Raw genomic sequence first — 11,947 nt, 5'->3', positions numbered from 1 at the left:
CTCCAGGCCCAGGGCACTGAGCAGATCGGCGGTGCCGGCCCCGGCGCTGAGGACGATACGCTGGGCGCGGATCTCGCGGCCATCAACCTTGAGGCCGATCAGTTCGTCGCCGTCGCGCAACGGCTCGATATCTTTGCCGGCCAGCAAACCATCGCCGGCCAGATCTGCCAGCCGTGCAAGCAGGCTGGGGACGTCCACCACCAACTCGGCCAGGCGATAGACCTTGCCCTTGAAGCGCTTGTCTTGCAGGGCCGGCGGCAGTTGCTCGCCCTTGACCTGATCGACCCGCCCACGCACGGCCTTGCTGGCGAAGAAGCTGGTGAGGTTGCCGGCCAGGGTGCCGGGAGACCAGAGGTAGTGAGCTTCGGACAGCAGGCGCACGCCGGACAGATCCAGTTCGCCCTCGCCGGCCAGGGCTTCGCGCCAGCGGCGTGGCATGTCGGCGATGGCTTCCGAGGCGCCGGTGAGGGCACCGTGCAAGGCGTACTTGGCGCCACCATGGATGATGCCCTGGGATTTGATGCTCTGCCCGCCGCCGAGGCTGGCGCTTTCCACCAACACAGTCGAAAAGCCCTGGCGGCGCAGGCGCGCATTCAGCCAGAGGCCGGCGACTCCGGCGCCGACAATCAGAACGTCGGTGGAAATAACGGATGGCATGCAGCGACCTCAGTGTTCAAGACGAGGGCGCAGTATACAGACTCGATGGATGGAGTTTTCGCCGCTCAACCTGTGGGAGCAACGCTTGCTCGCGATACCGGCGCCTCGGTTCCAGAGAGACCGCGTCATTTTATCGCGGGCAAGCCTTGCTCCCACAGATTTCTCCTTGCCGCACATGTGCTATCAGCCCCACTAATCCATGTTTTCAGTGCCCGGCAGTCTTGGAAAACAGCTGGATCACCACCACCCCCAGTACAATCAACGCCATCCCCAGCATCGCCGGCACGTCCAGCTTCTGCCCGTAGATGAACAGCGCCGCCACGCTGACCATGACGATCCCCATCCCAGCCCAGACCGCATATGCCACGCCCACCGGAACGGTGCGCACCACCAGGGTCAGCATCCAGAATGCGATGCCGTAGCCGGCGATCACCAGCAGCAGAGGCAGGGGGGTGCTCAAGCCTTTGATCGCTTTCATCGACACGGTGGCGATCACTTCGGCGCAGATGGCGATGGCCAGGTAGTAGTAAGCGTTCATAGGCGAAAATCCTCTTGAAGGGTGCGTCTTTCTGTGTGGACATTTTAGGGCGCTGTCAGATGGGGTAAAGTCATTACCTATCTGTACACGAGATAGGTCGGGTCATGAGTGTTCTGTGGAATCTGGAGCAGCTGCGGCTGTTTGTCGGCGTCGCCGAGAAACGTTCGTTTTCCGCCGTGGCGCGGGACCAGCGCAAGGCTCAATCGGCCATTAGCAGCGCGATTGCGTTGTTGGAAACCGACCTGGGCGTGACGCTGTTCGAGCGCAGCAGTGGCCGCCAGCCGAAGCTCACCGAAGCCGGCGAGGCCTTGTTGGAAGAGGCGCGGGAAGTGCTGCGCCAGTGTGAGCGTCTCAATGGCCGGGCCCTGGCCCTGATGCGCGGTCAGGAGGCGATGTTGCGCCTGGCTCAGGATGAGGCGATGCCCTATCAGCCGGTCATCGACAGCCTGGCGGCCCTGGCCGAGCGGTTCCCGACCCTCGAGGTACAACTGGCCAGCGCCGCGCAGGGCGATGTGGCGCGCAAACTGGTGGAGCGCCGCGCTGACCTGGGGTTGTTGTTTTATCACGACCAGATCCCCGAAGCGCTGGAGCGCCGGGTGCTGGGCAGCGTCGAGATGGTCACGGTCTGTGGCAGGGGGCATCCACTGGCGAGCCATGATTACGTGACCTGCCTGGAAATGGCCCGGCATCGGCAATTGCTCATGGCGACCCAGTCCAGTGTCTACCCTGGGAGTGAACAGGCCAGCCCGCAGGTCTGGCGCGCCGACAGTTTCTACGTCTTGGCCGAATGGCTGAGAAGCGGCCTGGGCTGGGCGTGGCTGCCACGGCATGTGGTGCAGTACCCGGCGTACCTGGGGGATATGGTCGAGCTCAACAGTGAGTGGACCCCGCCGGCCCTGGTGGTGGAACTGGTCTGGCGCCGCGACGAGCCTTTGGGCCCGGCCGCGCGCTGGCTGGCGGAACGTTTTGCCGTGCAGTTGCAGGCGATCGGCTGAAAACCCGATAAACTCCGCCGCCATGAACAGAACTCTCTATAGCGCATTGTTTTATCTGGGGCTGCCACTGGTAGCGATTCGGCTCTGGTTGCGGGCACGCAAGGCGCCGGCCTACGCCCGGCGCATCGGCGAGCGTTTTTCCTGGGGGTTGCCGGTGATGGTGCCGGGAGGCATCTGGGTCCACGCCGTGTCGGTGGGCGAGAGCATTGCCGCCGCGCCGATGATCCGCGCCTTGCTGCAACGTTATCCACAGCTGCCGATCACGGTCACCTGCATGACGCCCACCGGTTCCGAGCGCATCCAGGCGTTGTTCGCCAACGAGCCACGCATCCAGCATTGCTATTTGCCCTACGACTTGCCCTGCGCGGCCAACCGTTTCCTCGATCGGGTTCGGCCGGTGCTCGCGGTGATCATGGAAACCGAGTTGTGGCCCAACCACATTCATCAATGCGCCAGGCGCGGCATCCCTGTTGCCCTGGCCAACGCGCGACTGTCGGAGCGTTCTGCGCGCGGTTATGCACGTTTGCCCAAACTCACCCGGCCAATGCTCGCCGAGATGAGCCTGTTCGCTGTCCAGACCGAAGCCGAGGCCGAGCGCTTGCGCCAGTTGGGTGCCCGGGCGCAAACCGTCGAGGTCACCGGTTCGATCAAGTTCGACCTGACCATCGATCCGCAACTGCTGGAAAGCGCCAGCGCCTTGCGCCATGAGTGGCAAGCGACGGAGCGCCCGGTGTGGATCGCCGCCAGTACCCATGAAGGCGAAGATGAGGTGGTGCTGGCCGCCCACCGTCGGTTGCTCGCCAGTTATCCCGATGCGTTGCTGATCCTGGTGCCGCGCCATCCCGAGCGTTTCGATTCAGTGCATCAATTGTGTGAGAACGAAGGTTTCGCCACGGTGCGGCGTTCCTGCGCACAGCCTGTCACTGCCCAGACCACGGTGCTGCTGGGCGATACCATGGGCGAGCTGTTGTTTCTCTACGCGCTGGCCGACAGCGCGTTTGTCGGCGGCAGCCTGGTACCCAACGGCGGCCATAACCTGCTGGAGCCGGCGGCACTGGCCAAGCCGGTGCTCAGCGGGCCGCACCTGTTCAACTTCCTCGAAATCGCCGCGCAACTGCGGGCTGCCGGGGCGCTGGCGGAAGTCGAAGATGCCGAAAGCCTGGCTCTGGCGGTACAACGCCTGTTCGAACTGCCTCGCGATGCCCAGCGCATGGCCGAGGCGGGGCTTGCGGTGATGCGCACCAATCAGGGCGCGTTGCAGCGGTTGTTGGAGGGATTGGGGCGGTTGATTGACTGAGCGACTGAATATCTGTGGGAGCAAAGCTTGCTCCCACAGGAGGTTGCTGAGGAGGCTTCCCTCCGAGGGGTTACTGCGTCGGCCGCGAGCGCAGTTGCTCCGCCGCAGCCTGTGCCAGATCCGGCGGTAGAAAGTCCTTGTCCGGGTTGTAGTCGGGTTTGAGATAGCGCGACAGGTCCTGCAGATCCGACGGGCTCAACGTACCCGCTGCCTGCTTGAGCCGCAGGTTGTCGAGGATGTAGTCGTAGCGGGCGTTGTTGTAGTTGCGCACCGAGGTGTACAGCTGACGCTGGGCATCGAGTACATCGACGATGTTGCGCGTGCCCACCTGGTAACCGATCTCCGTGGCTTCCACTGCGCTCTGGTTGGAGATGATGGACTGGCGGCGGGCCTGGACCTGTTCCACATCGGTATTCACCGCCCGGTGCAGGTTGCGGGTGTTCTCCACCACCTGCCGGCGCAGGGCTTCGCGCTGTTGTTCGGTCTGAGTCAGTTGCGAGTAGGATTCGCGCACCTGAGAGCTGGTCAGCCCGCCGCTGTAGATCGGGATGCTCAATTGCAGGCCGATGGTGCGTTGCTCGGCATCGCCACCATAACGCTGACCGGTGGGGCTGGGGTTGGTAAAACCGAGGCCATCGTTGTCGCCTTTTTTGTATTGGGCGATCGCATCGAGGGTCGGGGCATGCCCGGACTTGCGCTGACGCAGGGTGTCTTCGGCGGCCGTGACGGCGTAGTTGCTGGCCAGTAGATTGAGGTTCTGCTTGGCGGCCGTATCGACCCAGGCCTTGGCGTCGTTCGGTGCCGGCGGCAGGATCGGCAGCGTGTGGACGATGCCCTGGAGCGAGTTGTACTGACGGTTGGTCAGGGTGATCAGGGCTTCGAAGGCGTCGTCGACCTGCCGCTGGGCCAGGATCCGGTTGGCTCGCGCGGTGTCGTAGCTGGCCTGGGATTGCAGCACGTCGGTCTTGTCCGACAGACCCACGTCGAAGCGCTCGTTGGACTGGTCGAGCTGACGCTTGAACGCCGCTTCCTCGGCCTTGGTCGAGGCCAGGTTGTCCTGGCTGCGCAGCACGTTGAAATAGCTCTCGGCGCTTTGCAGGATCATGTTCTGTTCAGTGGCCGAGAGTTGCAGCGACGCTTGTTCGTTGACCGACTTCGCCGCCTGGAACTGAAACCAGCGATCGGCACGGAAAATCGGCTGGGACAGCGTGGCCTGGTAGACCGTACCGCTACGGGAGGCGGTCATGGCGGGCTCGTCGAGCTCGGTACGGGTGTTGTTCAGGTCGGCACCGGCCGACAGGTTGGGTAGCAACCCGGCGCGCGCCTGGGGCACCACTTCTTTCTGGGCGCCATACTGGGCGCGGGCGGCGGCCAGGTCGGCGTTGTTGTCCACCGCTTCCTGGTACACGCTCACCAGATCGGTTTTGGTGGTCAAGGGCGCTTCGGCAGCCCAGGCCATTCCATTGGACGCACAAGACACGGCAAGGGCCAGTGAGAGTTTGCGCAGCATGAGGCGTTCCCTACTTCTCAAATGATTGCGCACAAGAGGCGCGGCGTAGCGAGTGTAGTTGCGCCCGCGCACGGCAACAATCCTGTATATGCGCCATTCATCACGCCTTTTGCCCTGGCGATGGCGTTCTGGCGTGGTTGTGTCTAGACTGGCCGGGTTCTTGTCGGGGTGCCTTGCTATGAGGCTGAGATCGAATAATTTCGGATCCCGTTGAACCTGATCAGGTTAGCGCCTGCGTAGGGAACAAGATTTCTCGTCACCCGGCGAGTCCTCTTGTGCTTCGTCCGGGATGTTGTTCGACAATCGACTTTCGATCTTCGAGCAGCCTCGAGCAGCAAGCACAGCGTCCGCACTCTCGTGCAGGGACGCGTCCATTCGTTACAGGTTCGCTCCGACAAAAATCCACTGCCTGGATGTGTGTCTGGAGAGCCCGTGATGACGACAAAATCAAAAAACGCGACCAACCTCAGTGATTCGGCCAAGGTCGATGAGCAATCGGTTCAGCCCTTTACCCGCTCGCAAAAAATCTATGTCCAGGGCAGCCGCCCGGATATTCGCGTGCCCATGCGCGAAATCAGCCTCGACGTGACCCCCACCGACTTTGGCGGCGAAATCAATGCGCCCGTGGTGGTGTACGACACTTCGGGTCCCTACACCGACCCGAATGTGATCATCGACGTACGCAAAGGCCTGGCCGATGTGCGCTCACCGTGGATCGAAGCCCGTGGCGACACCGAGCGCCTGGCGGGACTGAGCTCCAACTTCGGCCAGGAACGCCTGGCCGATCCCGAGCTGACCAAACTGCGCTTCGCCCATGTGAACAACCCGCGTCGCGCCAAACCCGGCGCCAACGTCAGCCAGATGCACTACGCGCGCAAAGGCATCATCACCGCTGAGATGGAATACGTCGCCATCCGCGAAAACATGAAGCTGGAAGTGGCCCGCGCCGCCGGCCTGCTGGACCAGCAACACGCCGGCCACAGCTTCGGTGCCAGTGTGCCGAAAGTCATCACCCCGGAATTCGTGCGTGACGAAATCGCCCGGGGGCGCGCGATCATCCCGGCCAACATCAACCACACCGAACTGGAACCGATGATCATCGGCCGTAACTTCCTGGTGAAGATCAACGGCAACATCGGCAACAGCGCACTGGGCTCGTCCATCGAAGAAGAAGTGGCGAAGCTGACCTGGGGCATTCGCTGGGGTTCGGACACGGTCATGGACCTGTCCACCGGCAAGCACATCCACGAAACCCGCGAGTGGATCATCCGCAACTCGCCAGTTCCGATCGGCACCGTGCCGATCTATCAGGCCCTGGAAAAAGTCGGCGGCGTGGCCGAAGACCTGACCTGGGAGCTGTTCCGCGACACGTTGATCGAACAGGCCGAGCAGGGCGTCGACTACTTCACCATCCACGCCGGCGTGCTGCTGCGTTATGTGCCGATGACCGCCAAGCGCGTCACCGGCATCGTCAGCCGTGGTGGTTCGATCATGGCCAAGTGGTGCCTGGCGCACCACAAAGAGAACTTCCTCTACACCCACTTCGAAGACATCTGCGAAATCATGAAGGCCTACGACGTCAGCTTCTCGCTGGGCGATGGCCTGCGTCCGGGTTCGATTGCCGACGCCAACGACGAAGCGCAGTTCGGTGAGCTGGAAACCCTCGGCGAGCTGACCAAGATCGCCTGGAAGCATGACGTGCAGTGCATGATCGAAGGCCCGGGCCACGTGCCGATGCAGTTGATCAAAGAGAACATGGACAAGCAGCTGGAGTGCTGCGACGAGGCGCCGTTCTACACCCTCGGCCCGCTGACCACCGATATTGCGCCGGGCTATGACCACATCACCTCCGGTATCGGTGCGGCGATGATTGGCTGGTTCGGTTGCGCCATGCTCTGCTACGTCACCCCGAAAGAACACTTGGGACTGCCGAACAAGGATGACGTGAAGACCGGGATCATCACCTACAAGATCGCCGCGCATGCGGCCGATCTGGCCAAAGGGCACCCAGGCGCGCAAATCCGCGACAACGCCTTGAGCAAGGCGCGTTTCGAGTTCCGCTGGGAAGACCAGTTCAACCTCGGCCTGGATCCGGACACCGCCCGCTCGTACCACGATGAAACCCTGCCGAAGGATTCGGCCAAGGTCGCGCATTTCTGCTCGATGTGCGGGCCGAAGTTCTGCTCGATGAAAATCACCCAGGAAGTGCGCGAGTACGCGGCCAACCAGCGCATTGAAGCGGTGGATGTCGATGTCGCCCAGGGCTTGGCGGAACAGGCTGAGCGGTTCAAGAAGGAAGGTAGTCAGCTGTACAAGAAAGTCTGATCGGTGCTGAGGGCGGCGGTGACTTCACCGCCGTCATCGCGAGCAGGCTCGCTCCCACAGTGGATCTCGGTTGTTCACAAATTTTGTGTTCGCCGCAAATCTCCTGTGGGAGCGAGCCTGCTCGCGATAGCAATCGCCAGAACAACAAATATCCCCCGAGATAACAACTTTGAACATCCAACCCAGCACCTACTCCCCCGACGCCGCCGTCCCCCTGGACAGGCGCGTCTTCGGCGCCCGCGATCTGTTTTCCCTGTGGTTCTCCCTCGGCATCGGCCTGATGGTCTTGCAGGTTGGCGCCTTGCTCGCGCCGGGCCTGGGCCTGAGCGGTTCGTTGCTGGCGATTTTCCTCGGCACATTGGTGGGCGTCTTGCTGCTGGCGGCCGTCGGGGTGATCGGCAGCGACACCGGCCTGTCGGCCATGGCCGCTCTCAAGCTCAGCCTCGGCGGCAAGGGCGCGAGCGTGCCGGCGGTGTTGAACCTGCTGCAGTTGATCGGTTGGGGCTCATTCGAAATCATCGTCATGCGTGACGCCGCCAGCCTGCTCGGCGCCCGGGCCTTCAGCGAAGGCAGCCTGGGCTCGAACCCACTGCTGTGGACATTGTTTTTCGGCGCACTGGCGACCCTGCTGGCAGTGAGCGGGCCGCTGACGTTCGTGCGTAAGGTCCTGCGCAAGTGGGGCATCTGGCTGCTGCTGGCGGCGTGCATCTGGCTGACCTGGAACCTGTTTGCCAAGGCTGATCTGGCGGCGTTGTGGGCGCGGGCGGGAGATGGTTCGATGCCGTTTGCCGTCGGTTTCGACATTGCGATAGCCATGCCGCTGTCCTGGTTGCCGCTGATTGCCGACTACTCGCGCTTCGGCAAACGCGCAAAAAACGTCTTCGGCGGCACCGCGCTGGGGTTCTTTATCGGTAATTTCTGGCTGATGAGCCTGGGCGTGGCCTACACCCTGGCGTTCGCGCCGAGCGGTGAAGTCAACGCGCTGTTACTGGCCCTGGCGGGCGCCGGGCTGGGCATCCCGCTGCTGCTGATTTTGCTGGATGAATCGGAAAATGCCTTCGCTGATATCCACTCGGCGGCGGTGTCCAGCGGCATGCTGACGGGGTTGAAAGTCGAGCACCTGGCCTTGGCGATTGGCGTGGTCTGCACCTTGATCGCCTGCTTCGCGCCGTTGGCGCAGTATCAGAATTTCCTGTTGCTGATCGGCTCGGTGTTCGCACCGCTGTTCGGGGTGGTGCTGGTGGACCACTTCATCCTGCGCAAGCGCGCCAGCCGGGTCGTGTCAGCGGCGTTGTGCTGGCCGGCACTGTTGGCCTGGCTGGGCGGGGTGAGCACCTATCACCTGCTGGCCAACTTCTACCCGGACATCGGCGCCACCCTGCCGTCGCTGGTCCTGGCAGGGTTGCTGCAACTGATACTGGGCCGGGCTTTCAACTACGGCCGGGAAACAGCTCGGGCTTGAGGATGCCATTGAGGCGCGGGTAAGCGATCTTCAGTTCGATGTGGCCCAGGGCGTATGGCGCGATGGTGCTCACTTGGTACTTGAGGATCACGCCGCCGTAGGTCAGCGCCACGTTCGGGGTTTTCTGGAACGGCCACTGCTTCACGAACTCCGGTTCCTGATCCAGTTTGGTGCTGATCAGCCAGCTGTTGTGGGCGACCTGCACGGCTTTCCAGAACGCCTCTTCCTGGCCCGGCAGCAGCATGTCCGACAGCGTCAATACCTTGTGCTGCTGGCGCGAATAGTTGATGAAACCGCGCCCCGGCGTACCGTGTGCACCGCCAGTGTCCAGGTAACTGGACAATTCGATGATCACCAAGCCGTCATGCTGCTCCCGTACCTTGGCTTGCAAGTAACTGCTGTTGCGCGGCGCGGCGCTGCGCAAAAACTGCTCGCGGTAGGCGGCCAGCGTCGGCGCCACCGGAGCGTCCGGTGTGGTGCGGGTCATTTGCAGCAGGCGTTTCTCGATAATGCCGTCCAAGGCCGGCTCGGCGGGAAAGCGCAGGGTGTCAATGTTGACCAGGGGGCAGTCGGCGCTGGCGCATCCTGGTTGCAGTTGTTCCGAGGCATCGCGGGTAGTTTCCAGCGGAGCGCGGTAGTTGGGTTGGAACAGGCTTTGGCAAGCGCCCAGGGTCAGGGCAATAGTGGCCACGCAAAGGGTTTTGAAAAGCGACATGGGCGTCCTTCATGAAACAGGGAAAGGCGAAAAGTTACCCGCTTCGACTGTCGGCAGGGCAATCAGTTCGCCACTAAGCTCATTAGAGTGGCTTTGAGGGCAGCCGTCTATCCCGATGACTGGAAAGGGGCTGCATCAAACGGTACGGGCTTGTTAGGATGGCGCGAAGCCGAGGCTGGAACCTCGCATCGATCCGCTGCAAACGAGGACTGTCATGACCGATTTCGCCAACGCCACACCGAGCGCCGTGGACATCGTAAAGCGTGAAAACTGCTTTCAGGGTTTCTACAAACTCGATCGCGTCCACCTGCGCCACGAGTTATTTGCCGGTGGCATGAGCCGTGAAATCAGCCGTGAACTGTTCGTGCGTCATGACGCGGTGTGCGTGCTGCCCTACGATCCGCAACGCGATGAGGTGGTACTGATCGAGCAGTTTCGCGTCGGCGCCATTGGCAAGACCACCAACCCCTGGCTGGTGGAACTGGTGGCCGGCCTGATCGACAAGGACGAGCAACCGGAAGAAGTTGCTCATCGCGAAGCGCAGGAGGAAGCTGGGCTTGTCTTCGCTGCGCTCTGGCCGATGACCAAGTATTTTCCATCGCCGGGCGGCAGCAATGAATTCGTGCATCTTTATTTGGGGCGTTGCGACAGTGCGGGGGCCGGTGGCCTGCATGGGCTTGTGGAAGAAGCCGAGGACATTCGTGTGAAGGTCTGGGCTTTTGAAGATGCCTTGCAAGCAGTGCGCGACGGGCAGATCTGCAACGCGGCCAGCATCATTGCCTTGCAATGGCTGGCCTTGAATCGCGATGAAGTGAGGGGGCTATGGTCTTAAGCAAGCTGCGCGACCGTTATCGCGTCGATCTGGTCGGGTTGCAGGCCGCCTGCGAGGCCAACTACGCCCGCCTGATGCGCTTGTTGCCGGACATGCGCAACGACCCCGCGCCCCGGCGTATCGCCGTGACCCATGGCGACCAGATGCTCGGCGTGCTGGCCATTGAAGTGCTGCAAACCTGTCCGTACACCACCACCTTGCAAGTGCGCCAGGAACACAGCCTGCCGTGGCTGCCGGTGCCGCAACTGGAAGTGCAGGTCTATCACGATGCGCGCATGGCCGAAGTCGTGAGCGCCGAACATGCGCGACGTTTTCGCGGCATCTATCCTTATCCCAATGCGTCGATGCACCAACCGGATGAAAAGGCCCAGTTGAACCTGTTTCTGGGGGAATGGCTGAGTCATTGCCTGGCGCTGGGCCACGAATTCGAGGTTGTTCGGTAGCTGCCGGTCAAAAACTGGACACTGGTTGTGAACCGGTTCCGGTTCGCGGGTTTCCCCTTTCGATCTTCCCCAGCATAATTGCCGCTTCATCCAATGGCGTAGTCGCGCCTGGGAGAGAGCGATTTGCCGAGCGTATCCACCTTGACCACCGCCGATACGGCGCTGCTGGTCCAACTGTCTGACAGTCACCTGTTTGCCGAGGCCGACGCTTCGTTGCTGGGCATGAACACCCGCGACAGCCTGCGGGCGGTCATTGACTTGGTGCTCAAGCAGCAGCCGAACATTGACCTGATGCTTGCCACTGGGGATTTGTCCCAGGACGGAACGCTGCAGTCCTATGAGGCGTTTCGGCAACTGAGTGCGCGTATCGACGCGCCGGCGCGTTGGATTCCCGGTAACCATGATGAGCCGCAGGTGATGCTTGAGGCGGCGGTCAAGAGTACGTTGCTCGATCCGGTGGTGGACATTGGCAATTGGCGGGTGACGATGCTCGATTCTGCCGTGCCAGGTTCTGTGCCGGGGTTTTTGGCCGAGGAGCAATTGATTCTGTTGGCCAATGCCTTGAGCGAGGCGCCGGAGCGACATCACTTGGTGTGCCTGCATCATCATCCTGTTTCGATTGGGTGTGCGTGGATGGAGCCGATTGGGTTGCGTAATCCTGAGGCGCTGTTTGCGGTGTTGGATCGGTTTCCTCAGGTGCGTGCTGTTCTGTGGGGGCATGTGCATCAGGAGGTTGATCAGGTGCGTGAGGGGGTTCGTTTGTTGGCTTCGCCTTCGACCTGTATTCAGTTTGAGCCGGGGAGTGAGGATTTTGCGGTGGGGGGGCAGGCGCCGGGGTATCGGTGGTTGCGGCTTTTGCCGGATGGGCGGTTGGAGACGGGGGTTGAGCGGGTGGTCGGGTTTGCGTTTACCCCTGATTACGAATCCAACGGGTATTGAGGACGAGGCGGCCTGACAGCCGGCCTGTTTCTCCCGGTCGTACACCGTCAGACCTGTTTGAGCTGGACCTGTGGGAGCACAGCTTGCTTGCGAGGCGGCCTTATAGCCGACCTGTTTCTCCCGGTGTACTTCCATCAAACTGTGGGAGCGAGCCTGCTCGCGATGGCGGCCTGACAGTCGATCAGGGTTTTGTTGACCGGGTACATATCCATTGATGCGGTAACGGCCGCTGGC

The 11,947-nt window shown here is 62.0% G+C and carries 11 protein-coding genes and 1 riboswitch; of the genes, 7 read left to right on the top strand and 4 right to left on the bottom strand.

All coding sequences use genetic code 11. The features are described 5' to 3' along the window. A partial coding sequence (locus tag GSM73_RS27700; protein WP_256677035.1) for an FAD-binding oxidoreductase occupies positions 1-657 on the bottom strand: 657 nt, incomplete at its 3' end. Positions 658-862: 205 nt separating this feature from the next. Next, complete coding sequence (locus GSM73_RS21380; protein ID WP_047225891.1) at positions 863-1,195, bottom strand: multidrug efflux SMR transporter; 333 nt, start codon at positions 1,193-1,195, stop codon at positions 863-865. A gap of 104 nt (positions 1,196-1,299) precedes the next feature. On the opposite strand from GSM73_RS21380, the gene GSM73_RS21375 reads away from it, so the two are divergent. Both GSM73_RS21375 and waaA read left to right on the top strand, forming a co-directional pair. Then, complete coding sequence (locus GSM73_RS21375) at positions 1,300-2,190, top strand: LysR family transcriptional regulator (protein WP_047225890.1); 891 nt, start codon at positions 1,300-1,302, stop codon at positions 2,188-2,190. Between the two features lie 22 nt (positions 2,191-2,212). Continuing rightward, on the top strand, positions 2,213-3,487 hold the full coding sequence (gene waaA, locus GSM73_RS21370) for a lipid IV(A) 3-deoxy-D-manno-octulosonic acid transferase (RefSeq protein ID WP_160893748.1): 1,275 nt from the start codon (positions 2,213-2,215) through the stop codon (positions 3,485-3,487). A gap of 70 nt (positions 3,488-3,557) precedes the next feature. On the opposite strand, the gene GSM73_RS21365 is transcribed toward waaA, so the two are convergent. After that, positions 3,558-4,997 carry a TolC family outer membrane protein gene (locus GSM73_RS21365; RefSeq protein WP_047225888.1) on the bottom strand — a complete coding sequence of 480 codons (1,440 nt, stop codon included), beginning with the start codon at positions 4,995-4,997 and terminating at the stop codon, positions 3,558-3,560. Positions 4,998-5,151: 154 nt separating this feature from the next. After that, a riboswitch (TPP riboswitch) is annotated at positions 5,152-5,257 on the top strand. A 175-nt stretch (positions 5,258-5,432) separates the two neighbouring features. On the opposite strand from GSM73_RS21365, the gene thiC reads away from it, so the two are divergent. Further along, the gene (gene thiC, locus GSM73_RS21360) at positions 5,433-7,322 is read left to right on the top strand and encodes a phosphomethylpyrimidine synthase ThiC (RefSeq protein WP_047225887.1); all 1,890 of its coding nucleotides are present in this window, start codon (positions 5,433-5,435) and stop codon (positions 7,320-7,322) included. A gap of 169 nt (positions 7,323-7,491) precedes the next feature. Continuing rightward, on the top strand, positions 7,492-8,784 hold the full coding sequence (cytX, locus tag GSM73_RS21355; RefSeq protein ID WP_047225886.1) for a putative hydroxymethylpyrimidine transporter CytX: 1,293 nt from the start codon (positions 7,492-7,494) through the stop codon (positions 8,782-8,784). Here cytX and GSM73_RS21350 read toward each other — a convergent pair. Continuing rightward, the gene (locus tag GSM73_RS21350; protein WP_076382914.1) at positions 8,753-9,499 is read right to left on the bottom strand and encodes a DUF3298 domain-containing protein; all 747 of its coding nucleotides are present in this window, start codon (positions 9,497-9,499) and stop codon (positions 8,753-8,755) included. The genes cytX and GSM73_RS21350 overlap by 32 nt on opposite strands. Positions 9,500-9,713: 214 nt before the next feature. Here GSM73_RS21350 and GSM73_RS21345 point away from each other — a divergent pair, with 214 nt between their 5' ends. The 3 genes from GSM73_RS21345 to cpdA all read left to right on the top strand — a co-directional run bounded on the left by GSM73_RS21345 (position 9,714) and on the right by cpdA (position 11,713). Then, positions 9,714-10,331, top strand: coding sequence for an NUDIX domain-containing protein (locus tag GSM73_RS21345; protein ID WP_076382912.1), 618 nt, complete (start codon positions 9,714-9,716; stop codon positions 10,329-10,331). Continuing rightward, complete coding sequence (locus GSM73_RS21340; protein ID WP_047225883.1) at positions 10,322-10,774, top strand: DUF1249 domain-containing protein; 453 nt, start codon at positions 10,322-10,324, stop codon at positions 10,772-10,774. The genes GSM73_RS21345 and GSM73_RS21340 overlap by 10 nt, the downstream gene beginning before the upstream one ends. A 123-nt stretch (positions 10,775-10,897) precedes the next feature. Then, a complete protein-coding gene (cpdA, locus tag GSM73_RS21335; RefSeq protein WP_160893746.1) occupies positions 10,898-11,713 on the top strand; it encodes a 3',5'-cyclic-AMP phosphodiesterase in 816 nt (271 codons plus the stop codon). The last annotated feature ends 234 nt before the right edge of the window (positions 11,714-11,947 follow it).

Origin of the sequence: Pseudomonas sp. PICF6, from assembly GCF_009831705.1 — a bacterium.
GTDB lineage: Bacteria > Pseudomonadota > Gammaproteobacteria > Pseudomonadales > Pseudomonadaceae > Aquipseudomonas > Aquipseudomonas rhizophila.
The sequence above is the reverse complement of the archived record's forward strand: the minus strand, read 5'-3'. Positions and strand labels throughout refer to the sequence as shown.